This window comes from Roseovarius aestuarii (assembly GCF_019966515.1).
GTDB lineage: Bacteria > Pseudomonadota > Alphaproteobacteria > Rhodobacterales > Rhodobacteraceae > Roseovarius > Roseovarius aestuarii.
The window spans coordinates 61,236-83,896 of sequence record NZ_JAIMIB010000009.1; the positions used below are offsets into that span (position 1 = coordinate 61,236).

A 22,661-nucleotide genomic window follows, 5' to 3' on the forward strand; every position below is an offset into this window, starting at 1 on the left:
CCACCTGCACCATTCGTCGCGCTCGCTAGAGCAATCCAGAGCACAATCCGGCAAATTAGCCATTAAACCGATCACTGCTTTCGCCCGATTTGTTCTCTCGTGCTGCTAGGGAACCACGGGGTACAGTCTATCGTCGGCTATTTTTGAAGCACGCTTCGAATTAAACGCTGATCTCGTTATCTTTTTCGGAGCCGTTTGGATGTGATGCCCTGCTGAATGATTAGTGTACCTCAAAACATCAGACAAAACTCGGACCTTAACCTTAATTTCTATTCTCGTCGAAGCGTCGATCGGGCGCATTAGCACGAAACAAGCTGTTCACGTTTCGAAACGACCACGCTACGCTTTCCATATGAGAATTCCCCTCAAACAAATTTGGCCCATCGAAAACCAAGACCAATACAAGGTCCACTTTGCTCGTTGGAACAAGATCAAACAGCCTCTTGATGTTATGGTAGAAGACTTTTCTGAGTGGCAGACGTGGCAAGAGTACCGTCCCAATACCGATGCATTCAATCGCGAGTTCGTATTCGCTTTGGCCCAGTTCTACCACGAGCCGGAAACTTGGATGTTTGGTGGTATATTCCGAATAGTTGATCGTTTGCCGGATAGGTACGTTGTTGAACTGGACTGTCAGGGCAAAGAGTTCATTAGCCGTTTAAAACTTCATACGAAGTACCGTTCAAGAACCCCGCGAGTAAATCTAGAAAGTCAACTAACCTTATTTGGTGAGTTTGCTCCATAATGCCGCATATATCTCGTTTTCAGCATAGTTAGAACGAGAAGATCATGACTGCTCTGTCGGCGACACTACAAAAAAAACGTTTTTTTAGGCTCGCGCGACAGAGAAAAGCAACACGCTGACGCAGAGGCCGTCCGTAAGGCATTAGAAGCTTATGGCATTCAGTTTCTGGACAACGGGGAAGTAACTGCCAGGTTGGGTGTAGCGTTACGAGCAGACTAAAGTCATTACGCTGATTTCGGATCAGTGCTGGTGAAGAATGCTTCTTTGGACTCCGCCCAGAAATCCTTGATTTGGGAACAGGTTGGAGAAGGACCGAAAAGCTTCTCTACAGCGTAAATATCGGCCGTGAACGCAGCGATTGAGCGATACATATCAATCGCTAGTTTTTCATCATTCTCAGTGTACAAAAAAAATGGTTCTTCAAGCGAAGAAACCACCGAAACAAATGCAAATGCCGCATCAATAGCGGGACATTTGGGGTATCTATTTACTGCTGCGGCAATTGCCATAGGTGCCGTTACACCTTCGTTGGACGCGAATAGGTCGGCAACATACTCTTCTACCTTTATGTATTGCGCTCTGGGCACTCTATATTCCCAACTGCAATTAGACGGCTGCTATGGATCGGCGCATCAATCCCCGGGCGTTTCAAGAACGCTAGGATCCAGATCGATCCACATACCATTCACGTTGACAGTGCTAGGTTCGCCACATTGAAACACATAGTAAGTGAAGTATCCGTGGAATTTCCGCGCAATGCCGCTGTGACCGGTGTAATCCACGGCGGGACGGCCAAAAGCCTGATTATATTGTAAGGGTGATCGAATCTTCAGGCAGCCAGATACGAGGGTGGATTGTTTCGGGATGTCTACGCCTAAACCGCTGCGAGGAATAAGGATCGGCTGAGCGTCAGGATGAGTCAGCAGAAAGCGGCGGTCTAGCCGAATGACATCAATGTGTTGAACCTTCAGAAAGCGACCATCGCGTGTCTTGACCGGGTCACGCCGGCGCAATGCTTCGACCGGGACATTACCAAACGATGTCGTCACCTGCGCACCAGCGCCAAATCCGGGAAGAGACCAAAGCGGTAGCCTAGGTTCAGCGGGTGGCTTTTTGGCCGCCACCGCATCTGCTTTGCATTGCGCAGCAATTCTTTGCAGCAAGGAGGATTCAGTAGGATCCTGCATTTTTAACCGACCACTAATATCAACACTCAAAACACAACCGCGTATTGATATTATAATTTTATCTGTATTTCAATTATTTGCTTGGAAATTCAATGTTTCCAAGTTGCTGATGGGCCGGGTATGGCACCAAATGGTTATAGCTGGTCGAGAGGTAGTCATACCTGTCCGCATGGGAGCAGTAGACGTCGGCAATGCGGACAAAGCACCCATTCGCGGCTTCACCACCAATGTCTGCAGTCAGCACGCATTAAGTCGGCAACCAGCGTTACCCAATCGTTGGAAACACGTTTGTTTTCTTAACGACACCATAGACAAAACTGCTGTCCATTGATGCGATGCTGCCAATGGAATGCAGCTTTCGACGCACGAAATCTTCGTAATCTGAAAGATCGGCCACCACCACGCGAAGCAAGTAGTCCGACGCACCCGTCATGACGAAACACTCCATCACCTGATCTATGCGCGCAATGTCAGTTTCAAATTTCGCTACCGTTTCCTCGGTGTGGCTCTCCAGCTTGATATGAACAAATACTGTTACTGGTAATCCATAGGCCTCGGCATCGATATTAGCGCTGTAGCCAGTGATGACGCCGTTTTGTTCCAGCAGCTTGAGCCGCCTAAGACAGGGAGAGGGTGACAGGTTTACCTCTGCCGCCAAATCCTGATTCGTCATACGACCATTGCGTTGCAAGGTTCGGATGATCTGTTGGTCTTTATTGTCCAGATTTCTCATAAGGCGGCATTTAATGCCAAGTAAGGTGATAATCAAAGCATAATTTGAAATAATCCAGCAGGTCGATTGCGATATGATGCCTCTTGAAATCGAGGCGCTACTCGAAATCCTCGACATCACGGAGCCACCCAATGCGCAATCGTCCAGACAGCTTTTCCACACGTGCTATCCACCACGGATATGATCCGATGGAGAATGAAGGCGCGTTGACGCCGCCGTTACATCTGACGTCGACCTTCGCGTTTGAGACTGCTGAGGCAGGTGGAGAGATGTTTGCGGGCGATCGCGCCGGGCATATCTATTCGCGCATCTCGAACCCAACATGTGACTTGTTAGAGCGCCGCATCGCCGTGCTTGAGGAGGCAGAAGCCGGATTGGCTTTGGCCTCGGGCATGGGAGCAATCACCGCTACGATGTGGACACTTCTCGCCCCGGGTGATGAGGTCATTCTTGATAAGACCCTGTATGGCTGCACGTTTTCGTTCATGCAGCACGGGTTGGTCAAATTTGGCGTTACCGTAACCCATGTTGATCTGACAGACCCTGAAAATCTGACCGCAGCGATCAGCAACAAAACCAAGGTCGTGTATTTCGAAACACCTGCCAACCCGAATATGCGCCTTGTCGATATTCAGGCGGTATCGGCAATTGCACATGCACAGGGTGCTTATGTGGTCGTCGACAACACCTATGCAACGCCTTACCTGACCCAACCCATCAAACATGGCGCGGATATCGTTCTGCACTCGGCGACGAAATACCTTGGCGGTCACGGGGATGTTGTTGCTGGCCTGTTGGCTGGATCGGCGGAGCTGGTCTCGGAAATCCGCCTTTACGGTATGAAGGACATGACCGGCGCGGTCATGGCACCGTTCAATGCGATGCTTATCCTGCGCGGCCTCAAGACTCTTGAGCTACGGATGGATCGCCATTGCAGCAGCGCTGCGTCCATCGCTGAAATGCTGGAAAACGCCTATGGGGTGCAAAAGGTCTGGTATCCGGGGCTGGACAGTTTTGAGCAGCACGATGTGGCCAAGCGACAGATGTCCCAGTTTGGCGGCATGATTGCCTTTGAGTTGGACGGAGGTCTGGAAGCGGGACGGGCCATGATGAACAATCTGCAAATGATCACCCGCGCGGTATCGCTCGGCGACGCCGAGACATTGGTTCAACACCCCGCCAGCATGACCCATTCCACCTATACGCCCGAAGAGCGCGCCGTTCATGGGATCAGCGAAGGGTTGGTACGCCTGTCTATCGGGCTCGAAGGGATCGACGATGTAATCTACGATCTTGAACAGGCCCTGCCCAAACCCCTGATCCACAGCGCAGCATAAAGAGAGGCCATCATGTCCCAAGACCTCAAAACCATCGAACAACGTTTGTTGTGGTTGTCCCATTGGATGATCCATCACGCGAACCACATTCGCCCCAAGGCCGACGGCATCAAGGTTGGCGGACATCAGGCGTCATCGGCTTCGATGGTGTCGATCATGACGGCGCTCTACTTTCAAACGCTGCGCCCAGAAGACCGCGTGGCGGTCAAACCGCATGCCTCGCCGATCTTTCATGCGATCCAATATCTCATGGGGAATCAGACGCGCGAGAAGATGGAAAACTTTCGTGGCTTCGGGGGCGTACAAAGCTATCCGTCGCGCACCAAGGACATCGATGATGTCGACTTTTCCACCGGCTCAGTTGGTCTGGGGGTTGCGATCACGTCCTTTGCTTCAATTATTCAGGACTACATTCAGGCCAAGTCATGGGGCGACGATCAGAAACTGGGGCGCATGATCGCGCTGGTGGGTGACGCCGAGCTCGATGAAGGCAATATCTATGAGGCGCTGCAGGAGGGTTGGAAGAATGACCTGCGCAATTGCTGGTGGATCATTGACTACAACCGGCAGTCCCTGGATGGCGTGGTGCGCGAGGGCCTGTTCCAGCGGGTCGAACAGATTTTCGATGCGTTCGGCTGGGATGTGGTTCGCGTCAAGTACGGGGTTCTGCAACAGGCCGCGTTCAAAGAGCCGGGCGGCGACAAGCTGCGCCAATGGATCGATGATTGTCCAAACCAGCTTTACTCTGCCCTGACCTTTATGGGGGGCGCTGTCTGGCGCGAACGCCTGATGGACGCCCTGGGCGATCAGGGCGATGTCACCGCGCTGATCGAGCGGCGCAGCGACGATGAACTGGCCGCGTTGATGGAAAACCTTGGTGGCAACTGCGTCGAGACGATAGCCGATACGTTTGCGGCAGTCGATCATGAAAGACCCGTCTGCTTCCTGGCCTATACGATCAAGGGATGGGGGACGCCGATTGCGGGCCACAAGGACAACCACGGCGGTTTGATGAACAAGTCGCAAATGGCCGAATGGCAGAAATACATGGGTGTCGCTGAAGGTGAGGAATGGGACAAGTTTGCCACCATTGCGGACCCGGCAGCCTTCCAAAGCATGCTGAACAAGGCGCCCTTCTTTGCCAAGGGCCGCCGGCGCTACACAGATGATATCATAGATGTGCCGGCGATTGAGCTGACTTCTGATCGCGAAATCTCGACCCAAATGGCGTTTGGCAAAATCCTGGACAACCTGTCAAAGGGCGACAGCCTGCTGGCCGAACGTATCGTCACAACTTCACCTGATGTGACCGGCACAACCAACCTCGGCCCCTGGGTCAATCGCCGCAAACTGTTCGCACGCTCGCATCAGGAGGATACCTTCAAGGCTGAAAACATCCCCTCGACCGCAAAATGGGAGTTTACGCCAGAAGGTCAGCATATCGAACTAGGTATCGCTGAAATGAACCTCTTTCTTTTGCTTGCTGCCGCTGGTTTGTCGCATTCTGCCTTTGGCAAAAGGGTCATCCCCATCGGGACGGTTTACGATCCATTCGTCTCGCGCGGCCTCGATGCACTGAACTATGCCTGCTATCAGGATGCACGGTTCATGATTGTCGGCACTCCGTCCGGTGTCACATTGGCGCCCGAAGGCGGTGCGCACCAGTCCATCGCCTCGCCTCTTATCGGCATGTCACAAGACGGGCTGGCGGCATTTGAACCTGCCTTCGCGGATGAACTGGCGGTTATCATGGAATGGGCCTTTACCCATATGCAAAAAGACGGCGAAGGCGACCCGGATGAACGCACTTGGTTACGCGATGAAACCGGCGGATCCGTCTATCTACGCCTGACGACCAATCCAATTGAACAGCCCGGCAAGCGAGTCGATGACGATTTTCGCCATGGAGCAATTGATGGGGCTTACTGGCTGCGCAAGCCGGGCCCGAATTGTGAAGTTGTGATCGCCTATCAGGGTGCCGTTGCGCAGGAAGCCATCAAGGCCGCCGGCCATATCGCACAGGGACGGCGTGACGTCGGCGTTCTGGCTGTGACATCAGCAGACCGCCTGAACGCGGGCTGGACGGCGGCGCAACGGGCGCGATCCAATGGGATCAGCGGCGCCGAGGCCCATATCGAGGCATTGCTGGATGGCTTGCCGCGCAACTGCGTTCTCATCACTGTCATCGACGGCCACCCGGCCACGCTTTCTTGGTTGGGTGCGGTTCACGGACATCAAACCATTCCGCACGGCGTCGAGCACTTTGGCCAAACCGGGACTATCGCCGACCTGTATCGTCATTTCGGCATAAACGCAGATGCGTTGATACAATCCGCCAGTGAACTGTCGCACGGCCGCAAAATCCCGCAGATTGCTGCAATAGGATAGCAACAGCAGACATCGGCACACCTTGCAGCACCGGTTAACAAGGGCTCGAAGCGGTCATCTGACACAATCGATATGACTCTTCTGCTGGCTTACGCTGATGCAGGAATCACTAAAATGGCGGCAAAGATATGCCGCCATCCAGGTTCAATTGTTGGCCGTACTAATCTGACCTAGCTTACGCTTTGCGTCGGCGGCGTGCCACTAGTCCCGTTCCTGCAAGCGCCGTCAGCAAGAAGAATCCGGCGGCAGTCAGTGGTACCGGAGAAACAGTTACGAGATTTTGTCCGGTATCATAGCTACGGTTCGCATCAAAATCGGCCACTTCGAGGAATTTGAGATTCCAACGTTTGTTGCCGGTATAGTTGATACCGTTATCCAAATACTGATTAGCGAGCGAAGTGCTTCCTGAACTGCTGGCTCGGAATAAGCCCCATCTCATGTTTAACGGCTTCTTGTCGTCTTCGAAAGCGGCTTCCCATAGTGCCATCTGGAAACCCGCAGCTTGGTCACCATTTGCAATGTCGATGAAGGCGTAGTTTGCATCGAAAACCGATTGCACCCGTTTACGGGCCGTCAGACTTAAGCCGGAGCTGTTCGAGAACGGATTAGTTGTCACATTGTAATCCTGTGACTGCCCAACGCGCATAAGCCGATGGCCAACGTCCAGACACCAAGCTGTGAAACTGCCCAGCCTTCCAGACATATCGGTAACGCTAAATCCTGCCGCTCCAACGCGAGACGGCGTTCCGGATACCGGAGATGATTCAATATTCACAGTTTGAAGCGGCGAAGAATAGCCGTCCAGTCTGAGTGTCGTTGTGGCATTCGCCTGGACAGCGAACAGGAATGTTGCAACTGCAATCGTGGAAATCTTCTTAATCATTACCCAACTTGTCCTTTGTTACCGCTTACTTGCCTACATGGCTTTGACCCGCTTGGCTAAGTGAGTCTCCAGCGCGGTTCAAGTGAAATGTGTCAGGAATGTGCCGACTGTTTATTGTAGGAGATTTAATCTGTTAGCATGACAAATATTGTTTCCAATTCCCCCGCAATCCAAGGCTTTCTTGGCAGGTACATGATCGCTCGCAGATAGCGGGCCATGCGTGTCTTCATCCAACAGGGATGGTTGTGATTTCACTTCTGCAATGGTGCTAGAAGGCCAACGCTTCAGTTCCAGGACAATGGGGATGTTGCTGCTGGACCTAGGTTTCATTGAGGCAGATCAGGCGAGTGATTGCCCCATCAGGATTTCAATAATCTTTCGTTTGGCCAGATCGCTTATTGCGGCTTGAGGTGTGCTGCCGCCAGTAACCATGAGGGCCTTTGCAATCTTCGCGTTCTTGCGCTGAGTGCTGTTTGACAGCGCTCTCCCGCAGATGCCCTACATAATGGCCCCGCCGCTCACCAGAGTATCCAAGACTGGGTTGCCAGCCATAGAAGCAGATGCGAAAGGGGCCGCCAGTGAACATGGTGCGGGTAATACTGCTACGCTTGGCATCCGGTTCACGGGTTATCAGCGAGACATCGGCCCGCATGGCACCTTCACGCTGCAAGGTATCCGAAACTGCCATTCCGTCGTACTTGGCCTTTCAGGTGCAAACGCCCCTTCCAACACTCCATACTTGCGGTATATGTCGGCGCATTTCGCAACGGGCTGCAAGTAACGCCAATTCAAAAAATTATCGTAACAGGAAATTATTGCGCGATATCTGAATCAAGGTAGTTCGCAACGATTTTCTGAGCCCGCTCCACGCCAAGAATCGGGGGGATCAGGGTTAGTACCTTCCCCTGGTCATCCAGCAGGTAGATGTGGCTGCCATGTGCATATACAGCGCCATACTCAGGATCGTCGAAAACCTTTTCGCGGCTGATCTGGAACAAGTCGTAGACATGCGCAAGTTGGTCATCACTGCCGGTCAGCCCGACAAAGTCCTCATGCAGTTTCTCCAGCTCGGGGCCCATGTTTACAACCGTATCTCGTTCGGGGTCGATCGTTACCATCACGGGCCGCACTTTAAACCCATCGGTCAAAAGAGCGTCGGTCAGTTCGGCCATCATCGGCATGGCAACCGCACAAATGGACGGGCAATTGGCGTAGCCGAAAAACAGCAATTGCGAGTGCCCGTCCGGGTCAGCTTCGCTGCGCGCACTACCGGTGTGATCAACAAGCTCGAATTGCCCGCCCAGATCAAACGGCAATTCGGTCGGGGCACCCAGGGGCAGATTGGCAACTGCGGCTTCGGCCTGATGCGCGGCCGCCTCGGCGTCAGAGCCGTGCGTCACACCGTCATGAGCGTGGGCCAGAACCGGCAGAAGAGACGCCATAAATGCGACCGCAAATCGCATCAAAAGTTTTCCTCATAATATTCCTGATCAACCTCCAGCCCCAACCCGAAATACCCGTCCCGTTCGATGTGGCCCTTGACGCGCGGGTCCCGACGGAACCAAGGCCCTTTACCCTTTGCCTCGGGATTGGCCGCAGCCCATTTCTTGGTCCAGCTATTGGCCTTGGTCCACTCTGATGCGCCGGTTTCACGGATCTTTTGCAGCAGGTAGATGTTTTTCGCGCCAACATCCGGGTCTTCGATCATCAGCCCGTCAACCTCGACATCCTTACCACAGAAGGGCAGCATCTCTTCGGCGGCCCCGCTGAAAACGGGTTGAGAGTTCTTGTTGGGAAAGATCAGCGCATCATCGGCAGCACGCAGCAGCCCAAGCTGGCGCCGACCGTCGCCACAGTTTTCCGGGCAATCGCCGGTCAACTCGCACAGGATATCGACAACCTTAGCGTCGAAGCGGGCTGGCTGTTCGGCGTAAAGGTTCCATGTTTTCGCCTCGGATCCTTCCGAGAAATCCTGAGCCGCCAGTGGGGCGGCCAGCGGTGCGGCCATCAGACAAAGGGTAAATGCGAGTTTTTTCATTCTTTCGGCTCCGGCAAGGCGAAGCCCGGTACAGGACCGTAATCTTCGTGATTTCGATAGGTGATGCCGTTATCCGAGACGACATTTTCGACGACGATGTAGTTGAGTCCGTCTCGTTCATAGTAGAGGCCATCCGCCTCAATCTGGTGGCTGGCTAGCGACAAAAGCGTATCACCTGATGCCGATGTATCATCACCGTCAATCTTGAGAACCATGTAGACTTTGCCATCTTCGCCCAGCAAACCAACCGGAATACCGCCCGCCGAGCACCAAAGCGCGCAGGTGTGATGTGCCGAACCGACAACCGCATCGGGGCCGCCCATGACCCCGGAAAAATAACACCAGGTGTCGATCAGCTCGCCCTTGATCTCAATGCGCTCGCCTTGCTCAGCCGCATAGGTTGGCGAGGCCGCGGCTCCCATCACCGCCAATAAGATCGACAATCGTTTCATGGCGAAATCTCCCTTTGGTTTCTCCGGTCAGCGTTCCACACTCCATCAACTTTGCCAACAGTTTTGGCAGTCAACAAAACTGGCGGCTGGTCAAAGCGTTGTGATACTCGGAAAAGTTTTTGTGATTTGGATGATCGCGACGTTCACTCATAACTGGAATGCAGGTATACCAAAAAAACCACAATCATGGCCCCGCGGTTCCCGCGCGATCATCAAAATAAAGGCGTAGTACCATATGAAACCCAGCTACTTAGCACTTATCGCGGCTCTCTCGTTTTCGCAGGCAGCATTTGCTGACGGCCATGCGAGCGGGGATGCGGCAGCAGGCGAGAAAGAATTCAAGAAGTGTAAGGCCTGCCATATGATCAGGGACCATGAAGGCAATACGATTGTTAAGGGTGGTAAAATTGGGCCCAACCTGTATGGCCTGCACAACCGCACAGCAGGCAGCGTCGAAGACGGCAAGTATTCCAAGTTCATGGTGTCTGCAGGTGAAGCCGGGCTTGCCTGGAATGAGGAAGATTTCGTGGCATATGTAGCTGACCCAACAGGTTTCTTGCGTGAATATCTCGACGACGGCAGTGCAAAAGCCAAGATGACATTCAGGCTCAAGAAAGAAGACGCCGCTAGAAACGTCTGGGCTTACATCCTGTCGACAGGGCCAAACCCGGAATAACGCGCGGGTCGTCCGGCGTCGTCAAAGTAAATCGTCTCGGTACTTATCGGCGGTTTCGTGGTTTCGCCGGATCGCAAAACCCACACCATTTCACTTATTCAAAACCAACCCGCAGGTTGCCGGGCTGGCGTGGCTATATATGTCCAGCTACCGCCCTGGCGGAATGATCACGGCTTGACAAGGGTCAAGTACGACTAGCCCCGGCTTTCATAGTACTTGGGTATGGAACGTTTCGGTATCCTCGTCTGGTTTTACCATGCGCGGGCTTTGGCCCTGTTGCTGATGTGCGTGATGGCGGCAGGGATGGCGAAAGCCGATACGTTGGCAAGCTTTTTGCCCAAACTTGACCCGTCCAGATTTGCCAACGGGGCCGATGGCCTTGGCCCAATCAGGCAGGACATTCCCGTGGCGCCCGTGTTGAGGGCGGGTGAAACTGTTGCGTGGATATTTCTGACCTCGGATTTCGTGGGCACAACCGGGTATTCCGGCAAGCCAATCCACGTGGTGGCCGCTTTGTCACCCGATGCGGTGTTGACCGGTGTTGAACTGGTCAAGCACTCGGAGCCAATCGTCTTGATCGGCATTCCGGACGCCAAAGTGCGCGCCCTGACCGAGGGCTATACCGGCTTGGACCTGAAGGCCGAGGCCGCAACCGGGGGCGGCGCGCATGATCTGGATATCATTTCGGGCGCGACGGTAACGATCATGGTGATCGACGATTCACTGGTGCGCGCCGGGCTGAAGGTGTCCCGTGCTCTGGGTCTGGGCGGATTGACCCGCACGACTCTGGAAGGACCCAAACGCGAACTGGATCTGTCACAGCACGAGGTTGCAGATTGGATCACCCTCGCTGGCGACGGGTCGGTCCGGCGGCTCTCGCTGGATGTGGGCCAGATCAATGCGGCATTCGAGGCGACGGGTGATGCACGTGCGATCAAACGGCCTGAAAAGGGCGCGGCCGATGAGACATATATCGACATGCATGCGGCTCTGGTCAGCGTGCCCTCGATTGGCCGTAGCCTGCTGGGGGATGAGGAGTTCGCCAATCTGGAGGCATGGCTTGGTGAGGGCGAGCAGGCCATCCTGCTGTTGGGTCGCGGCAGGTATTCCTTCAAGGGGTCGGGCTATGTGCGTGGCGGGCTGTTTGACCGCATCCAGTTGATACAGGGCGACAACGCCGTGCGCTGGAATGACAAGCAACATCGCCGGGTGCGGGCGCTGGTCGCTGCCGGTGCACCTGCTTTCAACGAACTCGACCTCTACCGCATTCCCGCCGACATAGAATTTGATCCGGCAGAGCCGTTTCGGGTGCAGCTTTTGGCACAGCGCGCAGTGGGGGCCGTCGAAAAAACCTTTCTTACGTTTGATCTGGGCTATGGCCTGCCCGAACGGTACTTGCTGCCCGCGTCCACCTCGCCAAGCGCCTTGGCCAACGATGCTACCGCCGAAGCCGCCGCCAAATCCGCCCTCTGGCAGCGTATCTGGCGCGACCGGATTTTTGAAATCGGTGTATTGGGGACAATGTTGCTGGCGCTGACCGGCATCTTCTTTTTCCAGTTTCAGGCTACGGCCAATCCGCGCGTGTTCTATTGGGTGCGGGTCGGTTACCTGACCATGAGCCTGTTTTTCATCGGTTGGTATGCGAATGCACAGCTGTCGGTGGTGAACCTGATGGCGCTGGCGGGCAGTTTGCGCAGCGGGTTCAGTTGGGATGCCTTCCTGCTCGACCCGCTGGTGTTCATTCAGTGGTTTGCCATTGCCGCCGCGCTGCTCTTCTGGGGGCGCGGGGCCTATTGCGGCTGGCTTTGCCCGTTTGGAGCGTTGCAAGAGCTGACCAACAAGATCGCCCGCGCCCTGAAGGTTCCGCAATGGTCTTTGCCCTGGGGCCTGCACGAGCGGCTCTGGCCGGCGAAATACATGATCTTTCTGGGGCTCTTTGGCGTATCACTGGCGTCGATTCCTACGGCTGAACATCTGGCTGAGATTGAACCCTTCAAGACCGCCATCATCCTGAAATTCGTGCGCGACTGGCCGTTTGTTCTGTTTGCCGTGCTGCTGTTGGTGGCCGGGCTCTTTGTCGAGCGGTTTTACTGTCGCTACCTCTGTCCGCTGGGTGCGGCGCTGGCGATCCCGGCGCGTATGCGGATGTTTGACTGGCTGAAGCGCTACAAGGAATGCGGCAGCCCGTGCCAGACCTGCCGCAACGAATGCCCGGTACAGGCCATCCATCCCACCGGCGAGATCAATCCGAACGAATGCGTCAACTGCCTGCATTGCCAGGTGCTCTACCAGTCCGAGACCAAGTGCCCCGTTGTGATGCGACAGCTGAAGCGCCGCGCGGCAGTGGGGAAGGTGACCGAAATTCCAAAACAAGACCAGATGCCCGATCTGGCGAAAACCTGAGATTTTATAGGAGGACATACCCATGTCAGAAGAATTCAAGAAACTCGCGATGACACGGCGCGGTATGCTGGGTGCGGCGGCAACAGGGGGTGTATTCGCCGCCTCCAGCCTGAGCGCCACGCTGGCGTCCAGCACCGCGGTTCAGGCAGCGGGGAAAGCTACCCTGGCACCCGGTGAGCTGGACGAGTATTACGGTTTCTGGTCCTCGGGTCAGACCGGAGAACTGCGCATTCTGGGCGTGCCTTCGATGCGCGAGTTCATGCGCGTACCGGTTTTTAACCGCTGCTCGGCCACCGGGTGGGGACAGACCAACGAAAGCCTCAAGATCCTGACTGAAGGGCTGTTGCCGGAAACCAAAGCGTATCTCGCGGCACAGGGCAAGCAGACCTACGACAATGGCGATTTGCACCACCCGCATATGTCGTTCACTGATGGCACCTATGACGGGCGTTTCCTGTTCATGAACGACAAGGCCAACACCCGCGTGGCGCGCGTGCGCTGCGACGTGATGAAATGCGACAAGATTATCGAGATCCCCAACGCCCATGATATCCACGGCATGCGTCCGCAAAAATTCCCGCGCACCGGCTATGTTTTTGCCAATGGCGAACATGAGGCACCGCTGGTCAATGACGGGATGGTGCTGGACAAGCCCGAGGAATACGTGAACATCTTCACCGCTATCGACGGCGACGAGATGAAAGTATCCTGGCAGGTGATCGTCAGCGGCAATCTTGATAACACCGATTGCGATTATCAGGGCAAATACGCGTTTTCCACCAGCTACAACTCGGAAATGGGTATGAACCTGGCCGAGATGACGGCCAATGAGGTGGATCATGTGGTTGTCTTCAACATCAAGGCCATCGAAGAGGGCGTGGCCAATGGCGACGTGCAGATGCTCAAAGGCGTGCCGGTGATCGACGGGCGCAAGGGCTCGGGCAAGAACTACACCCGCTACATTCCGATTCCCAACAGCCCGCATGGCTGCAACACCGCACCGGATGGCAAACACGTGATGATCAACGGCAAGCTGTCGCCGACCGTATCGGTGATCGATGTGGAAAAGGTGGATGCACTTTTCAACGATGACGCCGATCCGCGATCCTGTATCGTGGCAGAGCCGCAACTGGGGCTTGGTCCGCTTCACACCGCCTTTGACGGCGAGGGCAACTGTTTCACCACGCTCTTTCTCGACAGTCAGGTGGCCAAGTGGAACATCGACAAGGCCATTCGCGCCTATGCGGGCGAGGACGTTGATCCGATCCTTGAGAAAATCGATGTGCACTATCAGCCTGGCCATAATTCAACCTCTATGGGCGAGACGAAAGAGGCTGACGGTAAATGGCTGATCTCGATGAACAAGTTCTCGAAAGATCGGTTCCTGAATGTGGGGCCGCTGAAACCCGAGAATGAACAGCTGATCGACATTACCGGATCGCAGATGGAACTGGTCCATGACGGACCAACCTTTGCCGAGCCGCATGACAGTATCATCGTGCGCCGCGATATCGTGAACCCCGCCAATATCTGGGAGCGCGACGATCCGACCTGGGAAGATGCCCGTAAACAGGCCGAGGCTGACGGCGTCGATCTTGACTGGGGCCATGACGGGGTGATCCGCGATGGCAACAAGGTGCGGGTCTATATGTCGTCTGTTGCACCGGAATTCTCGATGGAGAAATTCACCGTGACCCAGGGGGATGAGGTGACCATCTATGTGACCAACATGGACGATATCGACGACGTGACCCATGGTTTCTGCCTAGCGAATTACGGGGTCGCAATGGAGGTGGCACCACAGGCCACTGCCTCGGTCACTTTCGTAGCTGAACGGCCCGGCGTGCACTGGTTCTACTGCCAGTGGTTCTGCCACGCACTGCATATGGAGATGCGTGGCCGGATGTTTGTCGAGCCGCGGGCAAGCTAAAACATGCGCTGCTCCCTGACCCTTTTGCTGACCTTTCTTTCGCTGCCCGCGTGGGCAGCGGAATGGCAGGTGCAGCCGGGTCCGGGGGCCATTGCAAATGCCCTGAGCAGGGCGGTGACAGGCGATGTTTTGTACCTAGCCCCCGGCACCTATGCCGAAACGGTCTTGCTGGACAAATCCGTGACGCTGGACGGAGGCGGCGGGGCCAGGCTGGAAGGTAACGGGCAAGGCAGCGTGGTGACCGTCGATGCGCCTGATGTCGTGGTGCAGGGGCTGACGATCAACGGGTCCGGATCAAGCCACGAGACCATAGATGCGGGCATCAAACTAACCGAAAAGGCGACGTCTGCGGTGGTGCGGGGCAATACCCTGCTGGGCAACCTTTACGGTGTCGATATCCACGGTGCACAGGATGCGCTGGTCGCCAATAACCGGATCGAGGGGCGGCAGGACCAGCGGATGAATGATCGGGGCAACGGCATCTATGTCTGGAATGCCCCCGGTGCCGTGGTCGAGGGTAATGACGTGCGGTGGGGGCGCGACGGTCTTTTTGTTAACTCCTCCAAAAAGAACATCTTTCGCGGCAACCGGTTCCGCGATCTGCGTTTTGCGGTGCACTACATGTATGTCAACCAGAGCGAGGTGAGCGGCAATATCTCGATCGGGAACGATCTGGGCTATGCGGTGATGTTTTCCAAGCGCGTGAAGGTGACCGGCAATCTGTCAGCTGACGACCGAGAGCATGGAATCATGCTGAACTATACCAACCATTCCGAGATCACCGGAAACACCGTGCTGAACGGCGAAAACCGCTGCGCTTTTCTCTACAATGCCAATAGCAACCGGTTTTCCGGCAATCATTTCCAACATTGCGATGTTGGCATCCACTTCACCGGTGGGTCGGCGAAAAACGTGATTACCGGTAACGCTTTTGTCGGCAACCGGACGCAGGTAAAATATGTCAGCACGAAATGGGATGAATGGTCTGACAAGGGCCGTGGCAATCACTGGAGCGATTTTGCCGCCTATGATCTGGACGGCGATGGCATTGCTGACACGGCCTTCCGGCCCAATGACGCCATGGATCACATTCTCTGGACGCAACCCGCCACGAAGATGCTGCTGGGCTCACCAGCTGTCCAACTGGTGCGGTGGTCGCAATCGGCATTTCCGGCGTTACTGCCGGGCGGTGTAATGGACAGTCGCGCGCTGATGCGCGCCCCTGACATGACCTTGCCGGAATTTCGCGGGGGCGCGGATGGATGAGGTGCTGAGCATATCGCATGCAGGCAAATCCCGCGGGTCTCTTCGGGTGCTCGAGGATATCTCGATATCGGTTGAAGCGGGACAGCGTATCGCATTGCTGGGACATAACGGTGCTGGCAAGACGACGCTGATGAAGGCCATTCTGGGCCTGACGCCGCTTGGTGACGGCCAGATCACCGTCGCAGGTCACACCCCTGGGAGTGCGCCCGCCCGTACCACAACGGCCTATCTGCCGGAATCGGTTGCCTTTCACGTCGCCCTGACAGGACGCGAAGTGTTGCGCATGTTTGCGCAGCTATCAGGGGTCAAGCCAGCGGATGTGTCGCCGCTTCTGGATCGTGTCGGGTTGGCCCATGCGGCGGACAACCGGGTTGGCACCTATTCCAAGGGGATGCGCCAGCGGCTCGGGTTGGCTCAGGTTCTGTTGGGCAGGCCAAAACTGGCATTGCTGGACGAGCCGACAAGCGGCCTTGATCCGATTTCACGTCACGAGCTTTACGCAGTCATTGATGAGATGGCCGCGCATGGCACGGCGGTACTGATCGCCAGTCACACCCTGACCGAGGTCGAGGCACGCACCGACAGGATTGCGATATTACGGCAGGGAAAGCTGGTGGCGAATGATACGCTAGCGAACCTTACACGTCGTGCGCATTTGCCGATCCGGCTGCGGGTGCGCGCCGCCCCGGATTGCGCCGCAGATATCGCGCATGAAACCGCTGGCGCCCGTGTGAACGGCATGCATGTCGAAATGCTATGCGCCCCCGACGACAAGATGGCAGCCCTGCGCCAGTTGTCCGCGATGGGTGACAAGGTCGCTGATATCGACATGCATTTACCGGGGCTCGAAGAGCTCTATCGCCATTATGCAACCGGAGAAGACGGATGATCCGCCGCAGCCTTGCCATCGCGCGTACCGAATGGGCCATTACGAGGCGCAACCGTTGGCTGGTGATGGCGACACTGATCATGCTGCTTTTTGCGCTGGCTTTGACCTTTGCGGGCAGTGCGCCAACCGGCACATTGGGCGTCGACCTGCTGACAGTATCGGTTGCGTCGATGACCACGCTATCGGTCTATCTTGCACCTTTGCTGGCGTTGATGATGGCCTTTGATGCGATTGCAGGCGAGGTCGAGCGTGGCGGGTTGGCACTGATTCTGTCCTACCCGGTCAGTCGCGGTGAGTTCCTGTTAGGTAAGTTTCTTGCGCACCTAGCGGCGCTGGCCTTTGCCATGACCATCGGGTTCGGCACCGCGGGTGGCGTGGCGGCTTATTATGGTGGTGCAGATACCGCAAGCTTTACGGCGTTGCTGCGTTTGATCCTGACCTCAATTACGCTTGGGGCATGCTTTCTGGCTTTGGGATACATGGTGTCGGCGCTCAGCCGCAGTGCCACGACGGCGGCGGGGTTGAGCGCGGGGCTGTGGCTGATATTCGTCGTGCTTTACGATCTGGGCCTTCTAGGCGCAGTGGTGATCGACGACGACGGATTTTTCACCAAAGTTCTGTTTCCCTGGGTCATGGCCATCAATCCCGCAGATGCGTTCCGGCTGTGGAATGTCGCGGCGTCGGAGGGGGTGGCGCTTACCACCGGACTCACCGGAGCGGCAAACACTCTGCCGAGCTGGGTGGCGCCCCTGTCGCTGCTGACGTGGCCGGTTCTGGCACTTGGATTGGCGCGAATGTTCTTCGGGAGGGTCGAGCCGTGAGATACCTGTTGATCTTGGCGTTTCTGTCAATTGCCGCCTGCAAGGAGGAAGTCGCGGACCTGCCGGACGCCATGCCGATGACCGAAGACGCGCTAAGCTATTTCTGCCAGATGCAGGTGATCAGCCATGCCGGACCCAAAGGCCAGGTACATCTGGAAGGCTACCCTGCGCCGCTGTTTTTTGCGCAGGTGCGTGACCTGATCGCCTATCTGAAAAGCCCCGAACGCGATGCCGATATACTGGTGGTCTATGTCAGTGACATGGGCTCGGCGCCCAGTTGGGGTCAACCGGATGCGGCAGATTGGATCGCAGCCAAAGACGCGCATTTCGTGGTCGGTGCAAATGTCGCAGGCGGTATGGGCGCCCCCGAAATTGTGCCATTTGCAACCCAGCTCGATGCGGATGCCTTTACCGCAAAATATGGCGGCGCAGTGGTTTCGCTTGAGGCGATACCGGACGATGCCGCATTGGGACCGGTCGATCTGGACGACAAACTGGAGGAACCGACATGAAGAACATGCTGACACGGCGACGTTTCCTGACGATCTTTGCGACCAGCATGGCCAGCGCAGGTTTCCCGGTGCAGGCAAGTGAGAGGATAGGCTGGAAAGGCCGCGCGATGGGTGCCGAAGCCAGCATGCAGCTGGTTGGCCCGATAGCTGAACCAGAGGCGCGGTCGATCTTTCGCGCCGTTGAGCAGGAACTTGCCAGATTGGAGCGTATCTTCAGTCTTTATCAGCCAGGCTCGCAGATAGTGCAGCTGAACAAGACCGGCATACTAAAGGCACCGTCTCCAGACATACTGGAGGTGCTGAGCCTTTGTGATGCATTGAACACGGCGACCAACGGGGCCTTTGATCCAACGATACAGTCCTTATGGTTGGCCCATGCAGAGGCGGCGACACATGGCCGTGCTCTGTCATCGGATGAAAAGGCTGTGGCTCATGACAATGTGGGGTGGGAGCATCTTTCATTTGACGCAGGCGAGGTGCGTCTTGATCGCGACGGCTGCGGTATCACGCTCAATGGCATCGCTCAGGGCTACGTGACCGATCAAATTGCCGCGCTGCTGCGTCAGCGCGGACTGACCGATATCTTAATTGATATGGGTGAGATCGCGGCGGTGGGCGAAAAGCGTTGGAAGGTAGGAATTGCCACACCCACGGGCGATATCGCCGATCACGTTATTTTGCGTGACCGTGCGATTGCTACTTCTGCCCCGATGGGTACGATACTGGTTCCGGCACAACGCCTGGGTCATATACTCGACCCGCGACAGCTTTCTGAACCAGGATACCACCTTGTTTCGGTTTCCGCCCGCTCTGCCGCACTGGCGGATGGGCTGTCGACAGCGTTTTGCCTGATGCAGAGAGCCGAGATTGAAACATGTCTGACGCAATTCGCCGAGACCAGACTCGAAACATTGATCTAACCAAGGAGACCTGAAAAATGATCAAGCCAATCCTGAAAACCGTTGCGGTGCTTTGCGCGCTGAACGCCCCTGCCTTCGCCGAAGGTGACGCCGAGAAGGGCGAAAAAGTATTCAAGAAATGTAAGGCCTGCCACGCGGTTGGCGAAGATGCCAAGAACAAGGTGGGCCCACACCTTAATGGCATCATCGGCGCGCCGGCGGGCCAGAACGCGGATTTCAAATATTCCGAAGCGCTGACCACGATGGCCGCCGATGGGCTGGTCTGGGACGAAGAATCGATGTCGGCATTCCTGACCAAACCCAAGGATTTCATGAAGGGCACAAAGATGTCATTTGCGGGGCTGCGTAAGGAAGCTGACGTCGCGAATGTGATCGCCTATCTGGCCGGGTTCGAATAAGCCCCGCAGGATCGCGTCAGCCGTGGCGTGTGGGTGTCAAAGATTTTCGTCTGCCTCATCCATAAGGCGGCGCACCCACCGTGTGACCAGCCAATTGGCCGGGATGCCCAGAGGTACCGAAATGATCAGCGCCGTGACCGGGTTCAGCGCCGGCAATCCGATTGCCTGCGCCATCAGCCCCAGCATAAAGAGGTTGATGGCAACGGCCCCCGTCGTGAACACATAGAGCAGCAGATAGAGCTGCTTGAACGGCAACCCGCTGGAGGGTGGCCGGTCATTTTGCTCCGACAAGCGGTTCATGATCGCCCCCAATCTGAAGTCACACCGAAGGCGTTGTTGCCGCCTTCAGTGACTTGTGCCTTCCGAGAAGGTGATCTTGTTGAATACATTGTACTTTCCAGATGGTTTGCGCATCGGCAGACGGCGGATTTCCCGCAGAGATTTCGCATCATAAACGATAATCGCGCCGTCATCCTCCCATATTGATACCAGCGCATGTGACCCATCCCTGGTGAATTCTACATGCGCAACGGTCGCGCCCGGCTCGGGTCGCATGGTTTTGACAATTTCCAGACTGGCTTTGTCGATCACATGCATCACATCCTTGTTCGGGCCAAAGAAGACATCGGCCCAGATATAGGGCGAATTCTCATGGCTTCTGAGGAAAAAACCCGGCCCTTCGGTGTCGATGGTCCTGAGCACGCTCCAATCCGCCGTATCAATGACCGAAAGCTTGCCCTCTTTCAGATGCGGTGTGGCCATCACCCGACGTCCGTCCAACTCCCAACTGATACCCGACCCCAGATGCGGCATGCCCGGCAGCGGCAGCTCTGCAATTTCGCGCCCGACATTCAGGTTAACGACAACGCCTCTTGCGCCGTCGCGCGCCGCGCCGATCAGGTGGCGGTAATCATCGGTAAAAAAGAAGTCATCCAGGGGCTCGGCCGTTTCGATCCGGCGGCGCGCAAAGAGACCCTGGGATGAGGGGATCGCCTCAACCATTCCCTTTTCCTGACTGTGAATGAACCCTTCATAGACCGGATCGGCGTTCGGGTCGGTGGCCACCTCCCAGATCTCGGGCGCATCCTTGAGGGCCAGGATGAAACTGTCGCGTTGCGGAGCCTGATAGACGGCAGAAACACGGCTTTTGGTACCCGATTTCGAGATCACCGGCATGACCTTTTGCACGCTCAGGTCATTGGTCGAAAGAAGCGTCAGCGTCATCGGCAGATAATTGGCAACCGCCAGGTGTTTGCCGTCTCGGCTGATGGCGATGTTGCGGCTGTTCAATCCGGCGCGGACGCGGCCGACCTGTTGCAGTGACCAGATATCGTATTTCTGCACGTATCCATCGCGCGACATGATGAACACATAGCGGCCATCGGGGGTGAATTTCGGGCCCCCATGCACGGCGAACGGGGTTTCAAACCGATCAAGAACCTCAAAACTGTCACCGTCAAGCACACTGACATGATGATCCCCGGTTTCCACCACCAGCGTGATGTTCATCGGATCAGCCGAAAATACCGGCGCATCTGCAGCCAAGTAGTCTGGATCAAGCCAACGCGTATCTGTGATCTGTTCTGTGCCCCATTCGGGGACGGTTTCAAGCGGTGTTTTCAGATATTCCGCCAGAGCAGTTACCCCGCCCGCGTCCAGCGCCTCGGAGAAACCGGGCATCTGCGTGGCGGGGCGACCATCAGAAATCACCGCTTCAAGATTTGGCCCGCGCATCCGGCGCAGCGTTTCCGGGATCAGCGCAGGGCCGATGCCGCCTAGCCGGTTTGCACCGTGGCAAACAGCGCAATGGCTGGCATAATCGCTTTGCGGATCGGCCTGCAACACGGTTGCACAAAGTGCCAGAAGGCTAGGTGAAGCGATGCGCCGGATCATGGCGTTTCCCCCTGAACGGCGTAACAGTCAGACGTTCGTTTTCCACAACGCCGATCTCGGTATTGCTGAGATAGCAGGCTGGGTCTTCGGCCCATGGATCGCCGGTCAGCTGCAAGGCACGGATACGGGTGTTGCCGCCGCAGATGGATTGATGCACGCATGCCCCGCAACGGCCCTTTAGCGGGCGCGGACGTGTCCGAAGTTGTGCCAGCATCGGATCATCCCCGGTCCAGAGCTCAGAAAACGGCGTGTCTTTAACACTGCCAATGGTGTAGTCGGACCAATAAGTGTCCGGATGAACTTTTCCCTGGGGGTCGATGTTAGCGACACCCAGACCCGAGGAATTCCCGCCCCAGGCCTCAAGATGATTGCGCAGATTGTCCAGCTTGTCGTGATCGAAATGCTGCCGAGCCCAACTCATCATGTAGACCGCGTCGGCGTCGTTGTTGCCGGTCACGATGTCCAGAGGGAAGCCTCCCGTCGCACCAGCCCAGGCGTGTTCGATCAGCGTGTCAAGCGCCACGCGGGTGTGGTCGTGCATCGCATCCTCGCCCCGGTTCTTATCACCACGCCCGGCATAGACCAGGTGTGAGAGGTAGAACTTGTCCACGTCCTCGTCCTCGCACAGCTTCAGAAGATCGGGCAGGTGCCTGGCATTGTCACGGGTCAGCGTAAATCTCAGCCCTACTTTGATGCCACGTTTCTTGCATTCACGCACGCCGCGCACGGCATCGTCAAAGGCACCGTCAACGCCCCGGAACCAGTCATTGGTCTTGCCAATGCCGTCGATCGAGATGCCCACATAATCAAACCCGATCTCTTCGATCCTGTCGGCATTTTCGCTGTGAATTTTTGTGCCGTTAGTGGATAAGGCCAGCATCCGCGTGAATGGACGCGAGGCACGGGCGATGTCAAAGAAATCAAACCGATCCAGCGGCTCTCCACCTGACAGGATCAGGGCATAGATGCCAAAACGCTCAAGGTCTCTGACATTGGCCATGGCCTGATCGTGGGTCAGCTCTCCGGGGAAATGGACATCTGCCGAAACCGTATAACAATGGCGGCATTTCAGATTGCAGCGACGGGTCAGGTTCCAGATCACCACCGGTTTGACCGGCCCGCTACTCCGCCGCACGCGCACCTGTGTGGGCTCGACCAGCTGATGCATATATTCGGACATTCGGAACATA

At 56.1% G+C, this 22,661-nt stretch carries 23 protein-coding genes; 12 read left to right on the plus strand and 11 right to left on the minus strand.

Features of this window, described 5'->3' with window-relative positions:
• The first annotated feature begins 352 nt into the window (after positions 1-352).
• Positions 353-745, plus strand: a complete 393-nt coding sequence (locus LC334_RS12245) for a hypothetical protein (protein WP_085801045.1) — start codon at positions 353-355, stop codon at positions 743-745.
• Between the two features lie 224 nt (positions 746-969).
• Here LC334_RS12245 and LC334_RS12250 read toward each other — a convergent pair whose 3' ends face one another.
• The 3 genes from LC334_RS12250 to LC334_RS12260 form a co-directional block, all read right to left on the minus strand.
• Positions 970-1,332, minus strand: coding sequence for a hypothetical protein (locus LC334_RS12250; RefSeq protein WP_139836425.1), 363 nt, complete (start codon positions 1,330-1,332; stop codon positions 970-972).
• Between the two features lie 45 nt (positions 1,333-1,377).
• Entirely contained in the window at positions 1,378-1,962 is a 585-nt protein-coding gene (locus LC334_RS12255) for a Hint domain-containing protein (protein WP_139836424.1), read from the minus strand.
• A 235-nt stretch (positions 1,963-2,197) separates the two neighbouring features.
• Positions 2,198-2,656: an Lrp/AsnC family transcriptional regulator gene (locus LC334_RS12260; protein WP_085801109.1), complete on the minus strand. Its 459-nt coding sequence runs from the start codon at positions 2,654-2,656 to the stop codon at positions 2,198-2,200.
• A 140-nt stretch (positions 2,657-2,796) separates the two neighbouring features.
• Between LC334_RS12260 and LC334_RS12265 the strand changes: the two genes are divergently transcribed.
• Together LC334_RS12265 and LC334_RS12270 are read left to right on the plus strand one after the other, a co-directional pair.
• Positions 2,797-4,002: a methionine gamma-lyase gene (locus LC334_RS12265; RefSeq protein WP_085801042.1), complete on the plus strand. Its 1,206-nt coding sequence runs from the start codon at positions 2,797-2,799 to the stop codon at positions 4,000-4,002.
• Between the two features lie 12 nt (positions 4,003-4,014).
• Positions 4,015-6,390: a 1-deoxy-D-xylulose-5-phosphate synthase N-terminal domain-containing protein gene (locus LC334_RS12270; protein WP_085801041.1), complete on the plus strand. Its 2,376-nt coding sequence runs from the start codon at positions 4,015-4,017 to the stop codon at positions 6,388-6,390.
• A 175-nt stretch (positions 6,391-6,565) separates the two neighbouring features.
• Here LC334_RS12270 and LC334_RS12275 read toward each other — a convergent pair whose 3' ends face one another.
• The 5 genes from LC334_RS12275 to LC334_RS12295 all read right to left on the minus strand — a co-directional run bounded on the left by LC334_RS12275 (position 6,566) and on the right by LC334_RS12295 (position 9,763).
• Positions 6,566-7,273, minus strand: a complete 708-nt coding sequence (locus LC334_RS12275; protein WP_139836423.1) for a VPLPA-CTERM sorting domain-containing protein — start codon at positions 7,271-7,273, stop codon at positions 6,566-6,568.
• Between the two features lie 367 nt (positions 7,274-7,640).
• Complete coding sequence (locus LC334_RS12280; RefSeq protein WP_085801039.1) at positions 7,641-7,961, minus strand: hypothetical protein; 321 nt, start codon at positions 7,959-7,961, stop codon at positions 7,641-7,643.
• A 124-nt stretch (positions 7,962-8,085) separates the two neighbouring features.
• Complete coding sequence (locus tag LC334_RS12285) at positions 8,086-8,736, minus strand: SCO family protein (protein WP_085801038.1); 651 nt, start codon at positions 8,734-8,736, stop codon at positions 8,086-8,088.
• Entirely contained in the window at positions 8,736-9,311 is a 576-nt protein-coding gene (locus tag LC334_RS12290; RefSeq protein ID WP_085801037.1) for a hypothetical protein, read from the minus strand. Before LC334_RS12290 ends, LC334_RS12285 begins: the two co-directional genes overlap by 1 nt.
• Positions 9,308-9,763, minus strand: coding sequence for a hypothetical protein (locus LC334_RS12295; protein WP_085801036.1), 456 nt, complete (start codon positions 9,761-9,763; stop codon positions 9,308-9,310). Before LC334_RS12295 ends, LC334_RS12290 begins: the two co-directional genes overlap by 4 nt.
• 235 nt (positions 9,764-9,998) lie before the next feature.
• Here LC334_RS12295 and LC334_RS12300 point away from each other — a divergent pair, with 235 nt between their 5' ends.
• The 9 genes from LC334_RS12300 to LC334_RS12340 all read left to right on the plus strand — a co-directional run bounded on the left by LC334_RS12300 (position 9,999) and on the right by LC334_RS12340 (position 19,578).
• Positions 9,999-10,439 (plus strand): c-type cytochrome, encoded by a 441-nt coding sequence (locus LC334_RS12300; RefSeq protein ID WP_085801035.1) that lies wholly within the window; start codon positions 9,999-10,001, stop codon positions 10,437-10,439.
• A 282-nt stretch (positions 10,440-10,721) separates the two neighbouring features.
• Positions 10,722-12,842: a 4Fe-4S binding protein gene (locus LC334_RS12305; protein WP_370737943.1), complete on the plus strand. Its 2,121-nt coding sequence runs from the start codon at positions 10,722-10,724 to the stop codon at positions 12,840-12,842.
• 22 nt (positions 12,843-12,864) lie between these two features.
• Positions 12,865-14,772 carry a TAT-dependent nitrous-oxide reductase gene (nosZ, locus tag LC334_RS12310; RefSeq protein ID WP_085801033.1) on the plus strand — a complete coding sequence of 636 codons (1,908 nt, stop codon included), beginning with the start codon at positions 12,865-12,867 and terminating at the stop codon, positions 14,770-14,772.
• A gap of 3 nt (positions 14,773-14,775) precedes the next feature.
• Positions 14,776-16,038 carry a nitrous oxide reductase family maturation protein NosD gene (locus LC334_RS12315; protein WP_085801032.1) on the plus strand — a complete coding sequence of 421 codons (1,263 nt, stop codon included), beginning with the start codon at positions 14,776-14,778 and terminating at the stop codon, positions 16,036-16,038.
• Complete coding sequence (locus tag LC334_RS12320) at positions 16,031-16,927, plus strand: ABC transporter ATP-binding protein (protein WP_085801031.1); 897 nt, start codon at positions 16,031-16,033, stop codon at positions 16,925-16,927. Before LC334_RS12315 ends, LC334_RS12320 begins: the two co-directional genes overlap by 8 nt.
• A complete protein-coding gene (locus LC334_RS12325) occupies positions 16,927-17,748 on the plus strand; it encodes an ABC transporter permease (RefSeq protein ID WP_085801108.1) in 822 nt (273 codons plus the stop codon). The genes LC334_RS12320 and LC334_RS12325 overlap by 1 nt, the downstream gene beginning before the upstream one ends.
• Positions 17,745-18,260: a nitrous oxide reductase accessory protein NosL gene (locus tag LC334_RS12330; protein WP_085801030.1), complete on the plus strand. Its 516-nt coding sequence runs from the start codon at positions 17,745-17,747 to the stop codon at positions 18,258-18,260. Before LC334_RS12325 ends, LC334_RS12330 begins: the two co-directional genes overlap by 4 nt.
• Positions 18,257-19,180, plus strand: coding sequence for an FAD:protein FMN transferase (locus tag LC334_RS12335; RefSeq protein WP_223412969.1), 924 nt, complete (start codon positions 18,257-18,259; stop codon positions 19,178-19,180). Before LC334_RS12330 ends, LC334_RS12335 begins: the two co-directional genes overlap by 4 nt.
• Positions 19,181-19,197: 17 nt before the next feature.
• Positions 19,198-19,578 (plus strand): c-type cytochrome, encoded by a 381-nt coding sequence (locus LC334_RS12340; RefSeq protein ID WP_085801029.1) that lies wholly within the window; start codon positions 19,198-19,200, stop codon positions 19,576-19,578.
• 36 nt (positions 19,579-19,614) lie between these two features.
• Here the strand turns inward: LC334_RS12340 and LC334_RS12345 are convergent, their stop codons facing one another.
• The 3 genes from LC334_RS12345 to nirJ are packed head-to-tail and all read right to left on the minus strand — an operon-like array spanning position 19,615 to position 22,660.
• The gene (locus tag LC334_RS12345; protein ID WP_085801028.1) at positions 19,615-19,878 is read right to left on the minus strand and encodes a hypothetical protein; all 264 of its coding nucleotides are present in this window, start codon (positions 19,876-19,878) and stop codon (positions 19,615-19,617) included.
• 45 nt (positions 19,879-19,923) lie between these two features.
• Positions 19,924-21,471 carry a nitrite reductase gene (locus LC334_RS12350; RefSeq protein WP_085801027.1) on the minus strand — a complete coding sequence of 516 codons (1,548 nt, stop codon included), beginning with the start codon at positions 21,469-21,471 and terminating at the stop codon, positions 19,924-19,926.
• The gene (nirJ, locus tag LC334_RS12355; RefSeq protein WP_085801026.1) at positions 21,446-22,660 is read right to left on the minus strand and encodes a heme d1 biosynthesis radical SAM protein NirJ; all 1,215 of its coding nucleotides are present in this window, start codon (positions 22,658-22,660) and stop codon (positions 21,446-21,448) included. Before nirJ ends, LC334_RS12350 begins: the two co-directional genes overlap by 26 nt.
• Position 22,661: the final 1 nt, after the last annotated feature.